This window comes from Ursidibacter maritimus (assembly GCF_009761395.1).
GTDB lineage: Bacteria > Pseudomonadota > Gammaproteobacteria > Enterobacterales > Pasteurellaceae > Ursidibacter > Ursidibacter maritimus.
In genome coordinates, this window is sequence record NZ_LEKN01000013.1 from 30,915 (window position 1) to 48,881 (window position 17,967).

At 38.4% G+C, this 17,967-nt stretch carries 18 protein-coding genes; 6 read left to right on the forward strand and 12 right to left on the reverse strand.

All coding sequences use genetic code 11. The annotated features are described in order from the left end of the window. Positions 1 to 9: 9 nt before the first annotated feature. The 6 genes from nagK to dksA form a co-directional block, all read right to left on the reverse strand. Entirely contained in the window at positions 10 to 927 is a 918-nt protein-coding gene (gene nagK / locus A1D26_RS03215; RefSeq protein WP_157402651.1) for an N-acetylglucosamine kinase, read from the reverse strand. Positions 928 to 929: 2 nt separating this feature from the next. Next, positions 930 to 1,619: a phosphatase PAP2 family protein gene (locus A1D26_RS03220; protein ID WP_198303088.1), complete on the reverse strand. Its 690-nt coding sequence runs from the start codon at positions 1,617 to 1,619 to the stop codon at positions 930 to 932. Positions 1,620 to 1,733: 114 nt separating this feature from the next. Then, a complete protein-coding gene (yhbY, locus tag A1D26_RS03225; RefSeq protein ID WP_157395438.1) occupies positions 1,734 to 2,048 on the reverse strand; it encodes a ribosome assembly RNA-binding protein YhbY in 315 nt (104 codons plus the stop codon). A 90-nt stretch (positions 2,049 to 2,138) separates the two neighbouring features. Next, the gene (gene folK, locus A1D26_RS03230) at positions 2,139 to 2,627 is read right to left on the reverse strand and encodes a 2-amino-4-hydroxy-6-hydroxymethyldihydropteridine diphosphokinase (protein WP_232516794.1); all 489 of its coding nucleotides are present in this window, start codon (positions 2,625 to 2,627) and stop codon (positions 2,139 to 2,141) included. Positions 2,628 to 2,633: 6 nt separating this feature from the next. Further along, positions 2,634 to 4,187 carry a polynucleotide adenylyltransferase PcnB gene (pcnB, locus tag A1D26_RS03235; protein ID WP_232516800.1) on the reverse strand — a complete coding sequence of 518 codons (1,554 nt, stop codon included), beginning with the start codon at positions 4,185 to 4,187 and terminating at the stop codon, positions 2,634 to 2,636. Between the two features lie 73 nt (positions 4,188 to 4,260). After that, entirely contained in the window at positions 4,261 to 4,710 is a 450-nt protein-coding gene (gene dksA / locus A1D26_RS03240) for an RNA polymerase-binding protein DksA (RefSeq protein ID WP_157402653.1), read from the reverse strand. Between the two features lie 229 nt (positions 4,711 to 4,939). On the opposite strand from dksA, the gene purM reads away from it, so the two are divergent. The 5 genes from purM (at position 4,940) to aspA (ending at position 9,160) form a co-directional block, all read left to right on the forward strand. After that, positions 4,940 to 5,971, forward strand: a complete 1,032-nt coding sequence (gene purM / locus A1D26_RS03245; protein WP_157402654.1) for a phosphoribosylformylglycinamidine cyclo-ligase — start codon at positions 4,940 to 4,942, stop codon at positions 5,969 to 5,971. Positions 5,972 to 6,038: 67 nt separating this feature from the next. Further along, complete coding sequence (gene purN, locus A1D26_RS03250) at positions 6,039 to 6,677, forward strand: phosphoribosylglycinamide formyltransferase (protein WP_157402655.1); 639 nt, start codon at positions 6,039 to 6,041, stop codon at positions 6,675 to 6,677. Positions 6,678 to 6,795: 118 nt separating this feature from the next. Continuing rightward, a complete protein-coding gene (locus tag A1D26_RS03255) occupies positions 6,796 to 7,164 on the forward strand; it encodes a NirD/YgiW/YdeI family stress tolerance protein (protein ID WP_157402656.1) in 369 nt (122 codons plus the stop codon). A gap of 14 nt (positions 7,165 to 7,178) precedes the next feature. Continuing rightward, on the forward strand, positions 7,179 to 7,544 hold the full coding sequence (locus tag A1D26_RS03260) for a YgiW/YdeI family stress tolerance OB fold protein (RefSeq protein WP_157402657.1): 366 nt from the start codon (positions 7,179 to 7,181) through the stop codon (positions 7,542 to 7,544). Positions 7,545 to 7,735: 191 nt separating this feature from the next. After that, on the forward strand, positions 7,736 to 9,160 hold the full coding sequence (gene aspA, locus A1D26_RS03265; protein WP_157402658.1) for an aspartate ammonia-lyase: 1,425 nt from the start codon (positions 7,736 to 7,738) through the stop codon (positions 9,158 to 9,160). 59 nt (positions 9,161 to 9,219) lie between these two features. Here the strand turns inward: aspA and A1D26_RS03270 are convergent, their stop codons facing one another. The 5 genes from A1D26_RS03270 to uvrA all read right to left on the reverse strand — a co-directional run bounded on the left by A1D26_RS03270 (position 9,220) and on the right by uvrA (position 16,013). Further along, positions 9,220 to 10,206 (reverse strand): galactose-1-epimerase, encoded by a 987-nt coding sequence (locus tag A1D26_RS03270; RefSeq protein ID WP_157402659.1) that lies wholly within the window; start codon positions 10,204 to 10,206, stop codon positions 9,220 to 9,222. Positions 10,207 to 10,326: 120 nt separating this feature from the next. Continuing rightward, positions 10,327 to 11,484, reverse strand: a complete 1,158-nt coding sequence (gene galK / locus A1D26_RS03275) for a galactokinase (protein ID WP_157402660.1) — start codon at positions 11,482 to 11,484, stop codon at positions 10,327 to 10,329. 12 nt (positions 11,485 to 11,496) lie between these two features. Beyond that, positions 11,497 to 12,549, reverse strand: a complete 1,053-nt coding sequence (gene galT, locus A1D26_RS03280; RefSeq protein WP_157402661.1) for a galactose-1-phosphate uridylyltransferase — start codon at positions 12,547 to 12,549, stop codon at positions 11,497 to 11,499. 146 nt (positions 12,550 to 12,695) lie between these two features. Further along, a complete protein-coding gene (locus tag A1D26_RS03285) occupies positions 12,696 to 13,070 on the reverse strand; it encodes a YacL family protein (RefSeq protein WP_157402662.1) in 375 nt (124 codons plus the stop codon). 114 nt (positions 13,071 to 13,184) lie between these two features. Next, the gene (gene uvrA / locus A1D26_RS03290; protein WP_157402663.1) at positions 13,185 to 16,013 is read right to left on the reverse strand and encodes an excinuclease ABC subunit UvrA; all 2,829 of its coding nucleotides are present in this window, start codon (positions 16,011 to 16,013) and stop codon (positions 13,185 to 13,187) included. Between the two features lie 156 nt (positions 16,014 to 16,169). Between uvrA and A1D26_RS03295 the strand changes: the two genes are divergently transcribed. Continuing rightward, positions 16,170 to 16,712 carry a single-stranded DNA-binding protein gene (locus A1D26_RS03295; RefSeq protein WP_157402664.1) on the forward strand — a complete coding sequence of 181 codons (543 nt, stop codon included), beginning with the start codon at positions 16,170 to 16,172 and terminating at the stop codon, positions 16,710 to 16,712. A gap of 96 nt (positions 16,713 to 16,808) precedes the next feature. Here the strand turns inward: A1D26_RS03295 and alr are convergent, their stop codons facing one another. Continuing rightward, positions 16,809 to 17,936, reverse strand: a complete 1,128-nt coding sequence (gene alr, locus A1D26_RS03300) for an alanine racemase (protein WP_157402665.1) — start codon at positions 17,934 to 17,936, stop codon at positions 16,809 to 16,811. Positions 17,937 to 17,967 lie beyond the last annotated feature (31 nt).

Sequence of the window (17,967 nt, forward strand, 5' to 3'; positions counted from 1 at the left end):
CTTATCTATTTATTTTAAGAATAACGCAGCCGCACCACGAACACCGCCTGAATCACCGTGAATGGCTTTCTTAAATACGGGTACTTTTGCACTACGCATTAAATGTGGCGGTAATGCTTTTGGTAAAGCATCATAAATGTAATCAAAATTAGATAAGCCACCACCAAAAACAATCATATCAGGATCTAACGCAGTAATCAGATTACCGATACTAATTGCCATTAGCTCAATAAACATGCCGACAAACTTAACCGTTTTTTCATCGCCTTGATGGAAACGGGTAATAATTGTTTTGGCATCAATCGCTTCACCAACCAAGTCACGATAAAGCATTTCAAAACCACGCCCAGAGAGATAAGTATCTAAGCAAGCACGATTACCACAGCCACAAGGATAGATTGGTGCATTATCCCACCCCAATAATTGGAGTGCGTGATAGTTAAGTTGAATATGCCCTACTTCTCCCGCCATTCCGATACGTCCCGAATGGATTTTACCGTCAAAAACAAATCCACCACCAAAGCCCGTACCTAAAATTAAGCCTAAAACTGTTGAGTATTGCTGATTATTTTCATCCCAAGCTTCTGAAAGGGCAAAACAGTTAGCATCATTCTCAGCTCGGACTTCTCGTCCTAAACGTTCGGTCAAATCTTTAATAATGGTTTTACCGTCAGCCACTTTGATATTAGTAATCTCAGCAACGCCCGTCTCACGATTTACAAAACCCGGTAATCCCAACCCAACTGAACCTTTAGTATCAAATTTTGCATCGGCATTACGTACTAAAGTTTCAATGGTATATAACCAATCTTCATAACTAGTCTGTGGGGTAGGTACACGTTCGCTATATAATTTCTCTAATTTATCATTAAATACTGCAAGTTCAATTTTTGTTCCGCCAATGTCTAAGCCATAATAATAGTTCATTGTTACCCTCTCTTTCTAAACCATTGCCATTGTGATAGATAAGGAATTACCCAAACGAAAACGATCAAGTGGAATAACCACGAGATCAACGTACTAACAAAGAGATCAATAGGATAATGCATTCCCAAACGCAAACGGCTGATCAACATCAAACCAGCCCACAAAATTGCAAAAATTTGAGCAAAAATAACCGCTTGTCCACTTAATCCAAATAAAAAGCCCGCAAAAACTAATAACCAAGATACCGCAAAAATGGTATGCCCTGACGGGAAAGAATAGCCTAATTCATCGGCTTGATGTTCCGTTACGAACTGGATATTTGGCTGACTAAAAGTTAGTACCTGTTTTTCTTGATCTAGTTTTGGTAAGGAATAAAAACGTTCTGTCTCTGCTTGAAACATTTGCGTCACAAAAGGACGTGGTTCTTTAAATACCGCTTTTGCTCCTTCTTTGATAATTTGTGTGCCGACCACCGAACTAGCACAAATAAAACCAACTAAGAACCACGAATAACGTTTACGAGTAAGCCACATTAGCCATAACATAAACAGCACACAAGTAATCAAAGCATAAGGCGTAGAGCCTGTTTCAGTCAGAATAAACAGTCCAAAATCTAGATCTGCCGCCTGTAAATTAGTATCTAATGCCCATTGCCACTCTATTGCCCAAGTCGCAAGTGGAATAATTAACATCAAAAATGTAAAGAATGTGAGTTTTTTGATCACGTCATTACCCTTATAAAAACTACGTTTTATAAAAAAACCGCTTGGCTAACAAGCGGTCTGTTCTTCATTAAAATTTGCAAATTAAATCGCTTTTGTTGCTTTCGGTAAGTGAATTTTCTTCTCTTCACTTTGACGATATAACACTAAAACATGTCCGATTGTTTGCACAGATACCGCTTTAGTTTCTCGCACAATCGCATCAATAATAAGCTGTTTTACTTCACGATCTGCCCCTGCAATTTTCACTTTAATCAACTCGTGATGATTAAGTGCATTTTCAATTTCAGCAAGCACCCCTTCGGTTAATCCATTACCGCCTAGCATTACAACGGGGTTTAAATGGTGAGCTAAACTTTTTAAGTATTGTTTTTGTTTGGTTGTTAATGTAATTGACATTTATATTGCCTTAATTGATAAAAATTTTGGTGAAAATAGCATAAATCCCTACTTTTTTAAAGCAGATTTAGTTTTCGCTGTTTTCTAAGGTTATTTGCTTAACACAACCATCTGATGATTTTTAAACTGTTGATAAAGTTCTGATAATTTTTGCCCATTTGGTAGTTGTAGATCGGGAGTAAGATCATACAAAGGCACAATGACAAACTCTCGGTTGTGCATATCATAATGGGGAACAGTTAATCTTTCCGTTTGAATTTGTTGAGCATCATAAAGCAAAATATCCAAATCTAAAGTACGCTCACCCCAACGGCGTAAACGTACTCTTCCCTGCTCATTTTCGATACTCTGCAATTTATCTAGTAATTCAATAGCGGTTAGATCCGTATCAAATTTTACCACTGCATTTACATAATCGGGTTGATCTTGTGGTCCGAGAGGTTTACTGCCGTAAAAAGGACTCACAGATAAATTTATTGCAAATGTTTGCAATGATCTTACCGCTTGTTGCAGCTGTTCAAGTGGATTTTCCAAATTAGAACCTAGTGCGATATAAACAGTATGCAATGTTGTTTCCATTTTACGTTATCCTTGATTTTCACCGCTATTCACTGATTTTTTCTTACGGTAGAATTTACGGCGTGGTTTACGTTTTTTCTTCGGTTCTTCGTCACGAAAAGTTGGGATATTCTTCACATTTTTCAGCATATCACCACGTTGGTTTTCATTACTAAACTGAAATTCGTGCCACCATGCACTTAATTCGACTAAATCGCCACCTTCAATTTCTGCTCGCATCACTAACAAGTCAAATCCAGCTCTAAATTTAATGTGCTCTAATGTTTGATGCGGACGTTTACCCGTACGTTTTGGAAATTGAAATTGCAAAGCCCAAATATCTCGAATAACGCAAGTATAGCGGCGATGTAGTGCAACTGATTTGGCACTTTGAGCCAAAATCTCGTTAGCCGCCAACATCATTGCATCGTGGCTGTTTAAGCCGCCTTCATTTTTCAATTCATCAATTTTTTCACGCAGTGGATACCACAATAATGCGGCAAATAAAAATGCAGGATTGACTCTTAAATTATCACGAATACGTTCATCGGTTGAATTTAGTGCTTTTACAATCATTCTCTCTGTATTGGAATCACTCTTTTCGGTAAAAAATGGAGCTAAAACCGGGAATAATTGTTCAAATAAGCCATATTTACGCATCAATTCATAGGTTTTCAACCCATAACCTGATTGTAATAATTTGAGTGATTCATCAAATAAACGAGCTGGCGGAATGTGGCTAAGCAGATGTGTCATTTTACGGATAGGTTCATCACTCTCACGCACTAAAAACATATCTAGTTTTGCCATAAAACGTACAGCACGCAGCATTCTGACTGGATCTTCCTGATAACGAGTAATAGGATCGCCAATCAGCGATAAACGACTCGCTTTAAGATCTGCAATACCATTAAAGAAATCAAAAATTAAATTGTGTGTAACATCGTAATAAAGTGCATTGACGCTAAAATCTCGGCGTTCTGCATCTTCACGCAAAGTACCATAAACATTATCACGCAATAGCATTCCTGAATCGCTGGTTTTTGACATCTTTTCGCTAGCATTACTGTGGTGTTCAGCTCGGAAAGTAGCAACTTCATAAACTTCTCGACCATATACAATGTGTGCTAAACGAAAACGGCGACCAATTAAACGACATTGACGGCCAAAAATTTTCTGAATTTCTTCTGGACGAGCGTTGGTTGCGATATCAAAATCTTTCGCTTTATAGCCTAAGAGCAAATCGCGGATACAACCGCCAACAATATAGGCCTCATAACCATTTTTCTGTAATTTAGTTACAATCGAAATCGCATTATTCGGGAAGTTTTTTAATCCAATACCAAACTGGCTTGCACTCACTGTGAACTTTTTATGCAAAATATGTGGAGGAACTGCTTGTTGATGCGATTTATTATGACGTTTTTTCCTCTCCCCAGAACGGATATCCGCTTTATTGGAGCTTAAATGATCTACATTCGTGGAAGACTGTAATTCGCTTGTTTCGAGAAGAGATTGCTTTTTACTCTTTTTTGGGCGAGAAAAAAGCGACTTAATATAATTTAAAATAAGACACCTCAAATTTGGAGACAAAAATTTATCAATAAAAAAGAGGATAGCCATCGCTATCCGCTTTTCTATCTCACAACTTTAATTAGCCGCCCATTTGTTTTTCACGGATTTCAGCAAGTGTTTTACAATCAATACATAAATCCGCTGTTGGACGAGCCTCTAAACGTTTTAAACCGATTTCTACGCCACAAGCATCACAGTATCCATAATCACCTGAATCGAGTTTAATTAACGTTTGTTCAATTTTCTTAAGTAATTTACGCTCACGATCACGATTACGCAACTCTAAGCTAAACTCTTCTTCTTGTGTCGCACGATCAGCAGGATCGGCAAAGTTGGTTACATCGTCTTGCATTTGACTTTTTGTACGCTCTGCTTCTTCCATTATTTGACCGTGCCACACTTTCAAAATTTTGCGGAAATGCTCAATTTGAGCATCATCCATATATTCTTGATCCTTGCCCAGTTGATAAGGATTTACACCAGCTAAGGCTAATAAACTAAGCGAAGTGGTATTTGCCACTTGAGTCATAAGTCACTCCTGTTTTTTGTGATATTTTCCCTAATGATCAACTACAGCTTTTTTAGGGGCTTTTTTAAGGCGCGTATAAATAACAGAACTCACCACATTTAGCAAATGAATTTTTCTAACTCTATCTCTTTTTACGAGACAATTATTACCTTTAATGTTTATTTTACTACCGCAAACGTTTGCTTTAATGATATAATTCTCCGTCTTTTTATTTTATGAGGTTTTTTCTGTGACAACACAACTAAGTTATAAAGATGCTGGCGTTGATATTCACGCAGGTAATGAATTAGTCGAACGAATTAAAGCAGATGTTAAACGTACTCGCCGCCCTGAAGTAATGGGGGGATTAGGGGGATTTGGTGCGTTATGTGCGTTACCAACCAAATATAAAGAGCCTATTTTAGTATCTGGTACAGATGGCGTAGGCACAAAATTACGTCTTGCTATTGATTTAAACAAACACGACACTATCGGAATTGATTTGGTTGCGATGTGTGTGAACGATCTTGTTGTTCAAGGTGCAGAACCACTCTTCTTTTTGGACTATTACGCAACAGGTAAACTAGATGTTGATGTCGCAAGTTCTGTCATTAAAGGCATTGCCAATGGTTGTGAACAATCTGGTTGTGCATTAGTAGGTGGCGAAACTGCAGAAATGCCAGGAATGTATCACGCTGGCGACTACGATTTAGCAGGTTTCTGTGTTGGTGTTGTTGAGAAATCTGAAATTATTGACGGCTCAAACGTTAAAGTTGGCGATACTCTCATCGCATTAGGTTCAAGTGGTCCTCACTCAAATGGTTACTCTCTTATCCGTAAAGTATTAGAAATCAGTGGTGCTAAATCGGAAGATCTACTTGAAGGCAAACCATTAAGCGAGCATTTCTTAGCTCCGACAAAAATCTATGTAAAATCAATCCTACAATTAATTAAACAAACAGATGTACACGCTATTGCTCACTTAACAGGTGGCGGTTTCTGGGAAAATATTCCTCGTGTATTACCACAAAATGTAAAAGCGGTTATCAATGAATCAAGTTGGGAATGGCAACCTGCGTTTAAATGGTTACAAGAGAAAGGTAACATTAGCCACTACGAAATGTATCGCACATTTAACTGTGGTGTTGGTATGGTGATTGCATTACCAAATGCAGATGTCGAAACCGCATTAGCGTTACTTAAACAAGCGGGTGAAGATGCTTGGGTGATCGGTAAAATTGAAAATCGTGAACCAAATGCAGAGCAAGTTGAAATTCTGTAAAATATTTCCTTAAACTAACCGCTTGCAAAAGTGCAAGCGGTTCTTTTTTTCTTACAATTTACAAAATATGAAAAATATTGTCGTCATGATTTCGGGTAATGGTTCAAATTTACAAGCCATTATTGATGCAACTACTTCTGGCTATATTAACGGGAAAATTGTCGCCGTTATCTCCAATAAAGCCAGCGCTTATGGTTTAGAGCGAGCAAAAAAAGCGAATATCCCTACTTTTGTCTTCGCTCGCAAACAATTTTCTGACAATCTTGCAATGGATAGCGCTATTGCTGAAAAAATTGAACAGCTAAATGCTGATTTGATTGTGCTTGCTGGCTATATGAAAATTCTAACACCCGAATTTACTCAACGCTTTACGGGGAAAATTATCAACATTCACCCGTCTTTGCTACCTAAGTATGCAGGTTTAAATACTCACCAACGTGCAATGGACGCAGGTGATACCGAACATGGAATGACAATCCATTTTGTGAATGAAGAAGTAGATGGCGGAGCAATCATTCTTCAATCCAAGGTACCAATTTACCCTGATGATGAGTTAGATGATGTTATTCAACGAGTCTATGAACAAGAACATCGTTGTTATCCCCTTGTTGTTGAATGGTTTTGTAGTAATAGGCTGTATTTAAAAAATGGCAAGGCTTATTTAGATGAACAACAACTTGCATGTCAAGGCTATGCTTTTGAATAAAAAATGAAAAATTTTTATTTCTTAAGATTTTTTTAAGATTTTGTTGGTCTAATAGCCCTGTAAACAAGAAGTAGAACAACTTCTTCATTTTTTAACTTTAATCTTTTGGAGATTTTTAATGAAAAAATTAATCGCTTTAACTGCAGCTTTAGCACTTTCTACATCAGCATTTGCTGGTTTCCAAGGTAATTCAAACAATGGCGGTTTTAACAGTGGCAATGGTGGCTCAACACAAAATGTTTCAACTATTGCACAAGCGAAAAAAGCTCACGATGATACCTATGTTTCATTAAGCGGTTATATTGTAAGTAAAGTCGGTGATGAAAAATATACTTTCAAAGATTCAACAGGCCAAATTAATGTAGAAATTGATGACGATTTATGGGGCGGCTTACAAGCAACTCCAAAAACTAAGGTAAGAATCTATGGTCAAGTTGATAAAGAATACGGTAGAACCGAAATTGATGTCAAACGTATCTCTCGTTAATTTGGAGTAAGATAATGAAAAAATTAGCAGCTATCTCAATCTTTGCAGGTATTGTAGGCTTAACAGCCTGTAATAATCAGCCAATGTCTAATCAACAGACTTTTGGTGCAAATACGCCATCACAAACCATTAGTATTAAGCAAGCATTATCTGCGCGTGATGACAGCTATGTGACTATCGAAGGTAAAATTTTAAGTCAGGTTGATAATGATGAATACATCATTGCAGATGCAAGCGGTCAAATTCGCGTAGAAATTGACAACCATATTTGGCGTGGTCAAAATGTTTCTTCACAAGACAAAGTTCGTCTTTATGGCGAAATCGACAGTGAATGGAATAAAACTGAGTTAAAAGTACGTGAATTAACTATTATTAAATAACTTATTGATTTCAAAGCACCTCTTAGTAGGTGCTTTTTCTTTATCCATATTCCCACATAAGAAAAACTAATCCGAACCGGTAATTTATATCGTCCTACCCTTTTTAAAAATATGATTTAGATCACATTTTTTTACTATTAAAATCGCTATGATCGCGCCACAAATTGTTACATCACTAAAAGGAATATATTATGAGTAATACTCGTGTTGAAGTTGATTTATTAGGTGAACGCGAAGTTTCAAATGATGTTTATTGGGGAATTCATACCTTAAGAGCCGTTGAAAACTTTAAGATTTCTAAAAATGTTATTTCTGACGTTCCAGAATTCGTTCGTGGTATGGTAATGGTGAAGAAAGCCACTGCTCTTGCTAACGGTGAATTAGGGGCAATCCCGAAAAAAGTAGCGAAAGCCATCGTACAAGCTTGTGATGAAATTTTAGTGAACGGTCGCTGTATGGATCAATTCCCATCTGATGTTTATCAAGGTGGTGCTGGTACTTCAGTCAATATGAATACTAATGAAGTCGTTGCCAATTTAGCCCTTGAAATTTTAGGTCACAAAAAAGGTGAATACCAATATGTAAACCCAATGGATCACGTTAATGCGAGCCAATCTACAAATGACGCTTATCCTACTGGTTTCCGTATCGCTGTTTATAACAGTATTATGCATTTAATTACGAAAGTGCTTTACCTACAACATGGATTCGAAAACAAAGCTAATGAATTCGCAAACGTATTAAAAATGGGACGTACTCAATTACAAGATGCGGTCCCAATGACTGTTGGTCAAGAATTTAAAGCGTTCTCTGTATTACTTGATGAAGAAGTTAAAAATCTAAAACGTACTGCTGAATTATTATTAGAAGTGAATTTAGGAGCAACAGCAATCGGTACTGGATTAAACACCCCTACTGGTTATGCTGAATTAGCAGTGAAATACCTTTCAGAAGTTACACAATTACCTTGCGTTCTTTCAGAAAACTTAATCGAAGCGACATCAGACTGTGGTGCTTATGTAATGGTTCACGGTGCATTAAAACGCACAGCAGTAAAACTTTCTAAAGTATGTAATGACTTACGCTTACTTTCATCAGGCCCACGTGCAGGCTTAAATGAAATTAACTTACCAGAGTTGCAAGCTGGTTCATCCATTATGCCAGCAAAAGTAAACCCAGTCGTACCAGAAGTGGTAAACCAAGTTTGCTTTAAAGTGATTGGTAATGATACTGCGGTTACCTTTGCCGCAGAAGCAGGTCAATTACAACTCAATGTAATGGAACCAGTTATCGGCCAAGCAATGTTTGAATCAATTGATATTCTTGCAAACGCTTGTGTGAACTTACGCGATAAATGTATCGATGGCATTACTGTAAATAAAGAAATCTGCGAAAGCTATGTATTTAACTCTATCGGTATCGTCACTTACCTAAATCCATTTATCGGTCACCACGAGGGCGATATTGTCGGTAAAATCTGTGCAAAAACAGGAAGAAGCGTACGTGAAGTGGTATTAGAAAGAGGATTACTCACAGAAGAACAACTGGATGATATTCTTTCTGTGGAAAACCTAATGAACCCACAATACAAAGCAAAACGCTTTGAAGATGAATAATTAAGTCACAGTGAAAATAATTAGGGCAACTCATATACGGGTTGCCCTATTCTTTGGTATTAAATCAGGCTAAATCGATACTGAATACGATGTTGATAGGTTTCGTTGGCTTTCAAAATCCCACCGAAATGCCACCACTCTGGGTGGTTTGGTGTATCCGGAAAAAATTCAGGCTCAAGAGCAACACCCGCATAATCTGCGTAAACTCCGCCTATTTTATTGGGTTGTCCACCTAACCAATTCCCTGTATAAATCTGTAATGCAGGCTTAGTTGTACGAAGCTCAAGTGTTATATCCGCCACAGAAAGCACTGCATCGGGCTGACAAGCGGTAAGATCTACTGATTTTTTTGCAAGTAAGAAAGCGTGATCATACCCTTTAACTTTTCGCTGATCCTCATCAGCCAATAACCCTTGACCGATAAGTTTTCCCTCTCGGAAATCAAAGCTCGTATTTTCAACTGCTTTGACTGCTTGATTTGGAATGCCATTTTCTGCCACAGGCAAATAATAATCCGCATTGAGCTGTAACTTATGTTGATGAATAGTTTCTTCATTAGATAAGTTAAAATAAGCGTGATTCGTTAAACAAAATGGGGTGTCTTGATCACTTATCGCATCAAAAGCAACTTCAAGTTGATTACCTTTCAAACGATATTCTACAGAGCTTGTTACTTCTCCCCCAAAGCCTTCTTCACCATCTGCAAAAACTTTCTGAAATCTAACCGCTTCTTCAGTGGCAAATTCGACTTGCCAAATTTGCTTATCCGCTCCTAAAACACCGCCATGTAAGCTATTTTCACCGTTATTTTTGGCAAGTTGGTAGCTTTTTCCGTTAAGCTCATAATGCCCATTGGCAATACGATTCGCATAACGCCCAACTGTTGCCCCAAAATAAGCGGTCTGTTTTTGCCAATTTTCTGCTGATGTAGTCACAAGAACTTCTCGTTCTTCATTGGGTAATTTGACTAAACAAGAGAGCCAACTTGCACCAAAATCGGATAAAGTAATTTTGAGATATTCATTTTCAAGAAAATAAAGGTTCATATTTTGTTCTCTTTATTGATGGGAGGCTAATGACTTATGGGGCTAATATCATTAGCCCCTACATTTCGGACATTGGGTTCATATGTAAGGGCAAATTACATTTGCCCCTAGATGAGCGTTCTATTTAACTTGATGAACCCCATCACAAGCAGTACAAACATAGAAAGTTTCTTGAATCCCTGTTTGCTTCTGATAGTTTTCTGCAATTAACTGACGTAATGCATCAACTTTTTGATTTGGTACAAGACAAACAATACAACCGCCAAAACCACCACCCGTCATTCTTGCTCCACCATCTTTACCAATGGCTACTTGTGCTAATTCAACAAGATAATCAATTTCAGGCGTAGTAATTTCAAAATCATCACGCATTGAATCGTGAGAATCTGCCATTAACACACCTAATTTCTGCATATCGTTTGCTTTTAATGCTTCTACAGCTTCTAAAACACGATGATTTTCGCTAACAACGTGTTTTGCTCGTTTATAGGCTAACTCGTTAAGTTGCTGTAATTCGGCAGCTCTCTCAATAAATTGCTCTGGTGTCACGTCACGCAATGCTTTAACACCAAAGAATTGTGCGGCTGTTTCACACTCTTGACGGCGGCTATTATATTCCCCCGTAACAAGATCGTGCTTAACGTTAGAATTGATAATTGCAATGGAATACCCTTGTGGTACCGGCGTTGGCGTAATATCAAGGCTACGGCAATCAATCATTATAAGATGATCTTTCTGACCCAAAGCAGAAGTCAGTTGATCCATATTGCCACAGTTGGCGCCCACAAATTTATTTTCTGCTTTTTGACCGATTAGTGCGATTTCTGCCAGTGTTAATGGCAAATTCCCTAACACTTGGCACGTTTTCCCGATGGAGATTTCTAATGCTGCAGATGAACTCAGCCCCGATGACATCGGCACATTACTGGTCATCGCAATATCTGCCCCTTGAATAAATTCAGGGCAACGCTCTTGAATATATTTCACCACACCACGCACATAATTTTTCCATTTATCTTCACTTTGTGGAATCGGCTTTTTAATATCAAATGCATCGGTTTCATTAATATCAATCGCATACACTCGCCAAATAGAATCATCTCGAGGACTAAAACTCGCTGCCATTCCATAGTTGATTGCACAAGGCATTACAAAACCATCGTTATAATCAGTATGCTCACCGATGATATTAACTCGTCCTGGAGCAAACACTGTATGTTGCGACTCATAACCAAAATGCTGTTCAAATTGCTGTTGTGAAAGTTCAATTGGATTCATTTTCTCTTCCTTCTATTTGTTATTTTTATAATGAATTTCATCACTAACGGCTAATAAACGCTCTGCCGCTTGCTCTGGGGTTAAATCACGCTGAGTTTCTGCCATCATTTCATAGCCAACCATAAATTTACGCACCGTTGCTGAACGTAAAAGCGGTGGATAGAAATGAGCATGTAATTGCCAATGGGAGTTATCTTGTTGATTAAAAGGGGCAAAATGGAATCCCATTGAGTATGGGAAGCTGATGTTAAACAAATTATCGTAGCGAGTAGTCAGTTTTTTCAATGCTAGTGCAAGATCTTCTCGTTCTGCTTGATTTAACTGGGTAATTTGCGTGAAATGTTTTGATTTTGGCAACAGTAAGGTTTCAAACGGCCAACTTGCCCAATATGGCACAACTGCAATCCAATCTTCTGTTTCTGCGACAATTCTTTCTCTTTTTTCTAATTCACGTTGTGCATAATCAATTAACAGTGGCGAACCGTATTGCTTAAAATAATCCGCCTGACATTGATCTGCTGTGGCAATTTCATTAGGTAAGAAATTACTTGCCCAAATCTGCCCGTGTGGATGTGGATTAGAACAGCCCATCATCTCGCCCTTATTCTCAAAAATCTGCACCCATTCATAACGCTGACTTAGTTCCATCGCTTGAGCTTGCCAAGTTTGAATCACTTTTTCTATTTCGGCTGGCGTTAAAAGAGGGAGTGTTTTGCTGTGATCGGGAGAAAAACAGATAACTCGGCTTTCGCCTTGAGTATGTGAAATTTTAAATAATGGATCGCGATTAGAGTCTGGAGCAGGTGTATCAGGCAAAAGTGCGGAAAAATCATTTTTAAATACAAAAGGTTCCGTATAGTTTGGATTAACTTCACCTGTAATCCGTTTATTGCCAGGGCAAAGATAACAAGTTGGATCATAACTTGGTTTCTCATCTTGCACCAAGGCTTCTTGTTGCCCTTGCCAAGGGCGTTTTGCACGATGTGGAGAAACTAATACCCATTGATTTTTAAGCGGATTAAATCTACGATGGGGGTGATCATTCAGTACAAATTTTTTAGTCATATTCACATCCTTTTCAGATACTAATTTGGCTAAAATTATAGCGAAATTTATATCAAGAAAAAATGACTTTGATCACAAAATAAAATATCACTCCATAAAATATGTAGAGCTTGGAGCATATCTACAAACTCGACTAAAATTATGACCTAGTGAAATGTATTCACGAAACGTTGATAAGCTTGCAAAAAGGCTTCAAAATCTTCTAGTCCACAAAAAGCAATACTTTCTTCGTTATAGAAATTAAAACCTTCTTCCATTTCATCTAAATCATCAAATGCCATATCTAGATTATTCGCCTTTGCCATTACTTCATCAGCACTTAAATAGAGCGTATATTCTTTGCCTTCAAAAATTGTTTCGTAATTAGGTGCAATACGGCATTTAGCAATTTCGGTAAAAATATCTTGTAACTCTTTTGGATTATTTGAGAGCTCGGTATTCAGCCAACGAGCAAAAGCTTCGTGATCCATTGAACACTTAGCCACAACACCATGCATGGTATGAGTAAATTGATATTCCATTTTTTATCCTTTTATTCTGCAGTTTTCAGCTTATTTATAGCGGTAAGATTCGCTTATTTTTTTGCAAATTTTTGCATCAATCTCACCGCTTGATTAGCTTTTGAGTAATCAGTATTAACCTTTAGCAAGGATAGCTTTTAAAAATCTTGCTGTGTGAGAATGTTTATCTTCAGCAACTTGCTCTGGGGTCCCTGTTGCAATAATTTGTCCACCGCCTGCACCACCTTCAGGACCGAGATCAACAATCCAATCGGCAGTTTTGATCACATCTAAATTATGCTCGATCACAACAATAGTGTTACCTTGGTCTCGTAAGCGGTGTAATACACTAAGTAGCTGTTTAATATCGGCAAAATGTAGACCTGTGGTGGGCTCATCTAAAATATAGAGCGTTTTACCTGTATCTCGTTTTGAGAGCTCCGTTGCCAACTTAACGCGTTGAGCTTCACCGCCTGAAAGTGTGGTAGAAGATTGCCCTAAACGGATATACGATAATCCGACATCAATCAGTGTTTGTAATTTGCGGGCGATCATAGGAACAGCATCAAAAAATTCACGAGCCTCTTCCACCGTCATATCTAATACTTGATGAATCGTTTTGCCCTTGTAGCGAATTTCAAGGGTTTCACGATTATAACGTTTGCCTTTACAGTGATCACAAGGAACATAAACATCAGGTAAGAAGTGCATCTCCACTTTAATTACCCCATCACCTTGACAAGCCTCACAACGTCCACCACGCACGTTAAAGCTAAAGCGTCCTACGTTATATCCCCTTGCTCTTGCCTCTTGTGTGCCTGCGAAGAGTTCACGAATAGGTGTAAATAACCCTGTGTAAGTCGCAGGATTTGAGCGTGGTGTACGCCCAATCGGACTTTGGTTAATATCGATCACTTTATCAAAATGTGCAAGCCCATCAATACTTTTATAAGGAGCAACATTGCTATTTTCAGCACGATTTAACGCATTTTGTGCAATAGGAAATAAGGTATCGTTGATTAAGGTCGATTTACCTGAGCCAGAAACGCCAGTAATACAAGTAAATAAACCGACTGGAATTTCTAAATCTACTTCTTTTAAATTATTGCCTTTCGCCCCTTTTAATATCAGCAGTTTAGCAGCATCTCTTGGCGTTCTTTGTGCAGGGATTTCAATTTTCTCACGCCCCGATAAGAATTTACCCGTCAATGACACTTCACTTTGCATAATTTCTTGAGCTGTTCCCTGAGCGATCACGTTTCCACCGTGAACACCAGCACCAGGACCAATATCCACAATATGATCTGCCGCCATTATCGCATCTTCATCGTGTTCAACCACAATAACGGTATTCCCCAAATTGCGTAAATGAATTAGGGTATTTAGAAGACGTTCGTTATCTCGTTGATGTAAACCGATAGAAGGTTCATCTAACACATACATTACCCCAACCAACCCAGCACCAATTTGGCTCGCCAAACGGATCCGTTGCGCTTCTCCTCCTGATAGGGTTTCAGCAGAACGAGATAATGAGAGATAATTCAAACCGACATTGACTAAAAATTGTAATCTCTCTCGAATTTCTTTCAGAATTTTTTCGGCAATTTTGGCTTTTTGCCCCACCAAATTCAACTTATCGAAAAAGTCGAGAGCTTCACCGATACTTTTTTCTGATACCATCGGCAGATTCGTTTTTTCAATAAAAACATAACGGGCCTCTTTGCGTAAACGAGAGCCTTCACAATCTGTACAAGCTCGATTATTGATATATTTAGCTAATTCTTCACGCACTGAATTGGATTCAGTTTCTTTATAACGGCGAGCCATATTGTTAAGCACACCTTCAAATGCGTGAACACGTTTAACACTATCGCCCCTATCATTCACATACAAGAATTCAATTTCATCTTTTGAGCCGTTTAAGACAATTTGTTGAATTTTCTTCGGTAACTCATTAAATGGCGTTTCAATATCAAAATCGTAATGTTTAGCGACCGCTTTAAGTAAACCAAAATAGTAGAAACTACGGCGATCCCACCCTTTAATTGCCCCATTTGCTAACGAAATTTCAGGATTTTGCACAACTTTTCGTTCATCAAAATATTGTTGCACTCCTAAACCATCACAGGTTGGACAAGCTCCAGCAGGGTTATTGAATGAAAATAAACGCGGTTCAAGTTCATTTAAAGAGTAGCCACACTCTGTACATGCAAAACTCGATGAAAACAGTAATTCTTCCGCAGAGGGATCGTCCATATCGGCAATAATGGCTGTTGAACCTGATAGATCAAGTGCCGTTTCAAAAGATTCTGCCAAGCGAGTCGCTATATCCGATCGCACTTTAAAACGATCAACCACCACTTCAATCGTATGTTTTTTCTGTAACTCAAGTTTAGGCGGATCAGAAAGATCACAAATTTCCCCATCAATTCTGGCTCTGATATAACCATTAGCGGTCAGATTCTCTAAAAGTTTTACATGCTCCCCTTTACGCCCTTTAACCACAGGAGCAAGTAACATCAAGCGTTTTCCTTCAGGTTCTTCCAACACTCGATCAACCATTTGTGAAATTGTCTGTGCCGCAAGTGGTGTATCGTGATCAGGACAACGAGGCTCACCTACTCGAGCAAAAAGTAAACGTAAATAGTCGTGAATTTCAGTGACCGTACCAACTGTTGAACGCGGGTTATGAGAAGTTGATTTTTGCTCAATCGAAATCGCAGGAGAAAGCCCTTCAATATGATCAACATCAGGTTTTTCCATTAACGATAAAAACTGACGAGCATAAGCCGAAAGTGATTCGACATAACGGCGTTGCCCTTCAGCATAAAGGGTATCAAAGGCTAAGGAAGATTTTCCTGAACCTGACAAACCAGTAATAACGATAAATTTATCTCTAGGTAGAATTAAATTGATATTTTTTAGATTATGAGTTCTCGCCCCACGAATATCGATATGTTGCATAATGCCTTCAAAGCTGTAAAGCAGGATAGTTCTATTTGTTGATCATTATCGCATAATTTAAATAACTGTACAAAATATCAGTTTTATTTGATGATTTTTTTTTTGAAATCAGGCAAAATAGCTGAGATTTTATATTTGAATAATTTAGAGGATACTATGGCAAGTGTAAATAAAGTGATCATTGTGGGTAATTTAGGTAACGATCCTGAAATGCGTACAATGCCAAATGGTGAAGCAGTAGCAAATATCAGCGTTGCCACCACAGAAAGCTGGACAGATAAAATGTCAGGCGAGCGTCGTGAAATTACAGAATGGCACAGAATTGTATTTTATCGTCGCCAAGCTGAAGTTGTTGGGCAATATCTGCGTAAAGGCTCACAAGTATATGTTGAAGGGCGTTTAAGAACTCGCAAATGGCAAGATCAAAACGGACAAGATCGCTATACCACTGAAATTCAAGGCGATGTACTACAAATGTTGGGTAGTCGTAATGCTCAAGGTGGTGGCTATGGCAACGGTCAAAATCAAGATTGGGGACAACAATCAGCACCATCAAATAACTACAACCAAGGTGGAATGAATGATGGCTATGCTCAAAATCAAAGCTACAATGCACCAAAAGCCAAACCGCAACAAGCAAAACCAGCTCCACAAGCAGAACCCCCTGCAGAGAACTTTGATGATGATATTCCGTTTTGAGTTACATATAATTTAACGCATTGGGGGGATTTCCCCCCAGAACAATAAAATGTAATTGTGAAATCACAACCATTGTGTTGCTTACACTAGCTCTTATTATTCTTCCTTATACTCAATCAACACTCTTGGGGTAAGTTTAGTGATGAGCTCATAGTTGATTACCCCTATAGTTTCTGCAACTTCTTCAATCAGGAGATCTTTGCCCCATAAAATCACTTCATCGCCGACTTTATCTTGGCTATCAATGCCTAAATCAACGGTCATCATATCCATTGATACTCGCCCAACAATAGGAACTTTTCGTCCATTGATAAAGACAGGTGTGCCTTCAGGAGCATTTCTTGGATAACCATCACCATAACCAATCGCTACAACACCAATTTTGGTATCTTTCGGGCTAATCCAAGCAGCACCATAGCCGACAGGTTCACCTGCTTTATGAGTGCGAACGGTAATTAGTGATGAAGAAAGGGTCATTACAGGTTTAAAACCGAGTTCAGTAATTGGGCGATTATGGGGGGAAATACCGTGCATTATAATCCCGGGACGAACCCATTCATAATGTGCTTGTTGCCAATACAGAATACCACTTGATGCAGATAAACTGCGTTCTACGGAATAACCTTTACTCACTTCTTCAAATACAGCAATCTGTTTTTCGCTATAACCACAATCTAATTCATCTGCTCGACTAAAATGGCTAATAAAGCTAATGCTTGAAACTAAAGGACATTGGCTTAATCGTTGGTAAAATTCAGACACATCTTCGGGATGAATACCTAAGCGGTGCATTCCTGTGTCAATTTTCAACCAAACACTGACTGGAAAATAAATTTTTGTTTTACGTTTCCAAAAACCTTTCTCTTGCTCTTTCTGCCACTCTTGTGCCACTTTCTCTAGCATTTCTAATTGTTCAATGCAGTGAATGACCGTATCAAAACGGCGAGATAGCGTTTTAAGCAGTTCTTCTCGGTCAAAAAAACCTTCAAGCAACACAATTTTGCCCGCATAACCACTCTCTTGAATAGTCAAGGCTTCTTTAATTCTGGCAACCCCAAAAGCATCGACCATATTTTCAATATTTTTAGTGACGCATCGAATCCCTTGCCCATAAGCATTTGCCTTAACGACAGCACAAATTTTACTATTTGGTGCAAGTGATTTAATGAGTTTTAGGTTATGGCGTAAAGCACTGCCATTGATGGTTGCTGTTGCTGGTTTCATGGGAGTTTATGATGTAGGTTGAAAAGAAAAA

Bases quoted from the DNA above. Each gene is read 5' to 3' on its own strand.
- nagK (WP_157402651.1), bottom strand. From the start codon at position 927: ATGAACTATTATTATGGCTTAGACATTGGCGGAACAAAAATTGAACTT.
- A1D26_RS03220 (WP_198303088.1), bottom strand. From the start codon at position 1,619: ATGTTAATTATTCCACTTGCGACTTGGGCAATAGAGTGGCAATGGGCA.
- yhbY (WP_157395438.1), bottom strand. From the start codon at position 2,048: ATGTCAATTACATTAACAACCAAACAAAAACAATACTTAAAAAGTTTA.
- folK (WP_232516794.1), bottom strand. From the start codon at position 2,627: ATGGAAACAACATTGCATACTGTTTATATCGCACTAGGTTCTAATTTG.
- dksA (WP_157402653.1), bottom strand. From the start codon at position 4,710: ATGACTCAAGTGGCAAATACCACTTCGCTTAGTTTATTAGCCTTAGCT.
- purN (WP_157402655.1), top strand. From the start codon at position 6,039: ATGAAAAATATTGTCGTCATGATTTCGGGTAATGGTTCAAATTTACAA.
- A1D26_RS03255 (WP_157402656.1), top strand. From the start codon at position 6,796: ATGAAAAAATTAATCGCTTTAACTGCAGCTTTAGCACTTTCTACATCA.
- A1D26_RS03260 (WP_157402657.1), top strand. From the start codon at position 7,179: ATGAAAAAATTAGCAGCTATCTCAATCTTTGCAGGTATTGTAGGCTTA.
- aspA (WP_157402658.1), top strand. From the start codon at position 7,736: ATGAGTAATACTCGTGTTGAAGTTGATTTATTAGGTGAACGCGAAGTT.
- A1D26_RS03270 (WP_157402659.1), bottom strand. From the start codon at position 10,206: ATGAACCTTTATTTTCTTGAAAATGAATATCTCAAAATTACTTTATCC.
- galK (WP_157402660.1), bottom strand. From the start codon at position 11,484: ATGAATCCAATTGAACTTTCACAACAGCAATTTGAACAGCATTTTGGT.
- galT (WP_157402661.1), bottom strand. From the start codon at position 12,549: ATGACTAAAAAATTTGTACTGAATGATCACCCCCATCGTAGATTTAAT.
- A1D26_RS03285 (WP_157402662.1), bottom strand. From the start codon at position 13,070: ATGGAATATCAATTTACTCATACCATGCATGGTGTTGTGGCTAAGTGT.
- uvrA (WP_157402663.1), bottom strand. From the start codon at position 16,013: ATGCAACATATCGATATTCGTGGGGCGAGAACTCATAATCTAAAAAAT.
- A1D26_RS03295 (WP_157402664.1), top strand. From the start codon at position 16,170: ATGGCAAGTGTAAATAAAGTGATCATTGTGGGTAATTTAGGTAACGAT.
- alr (WP_157402665.1), bottom strand. From the start codon at position 17,936: ATGAAACCAGCAACAGCAACCATCAATGGCAGTGCTTTACGCCATAAC.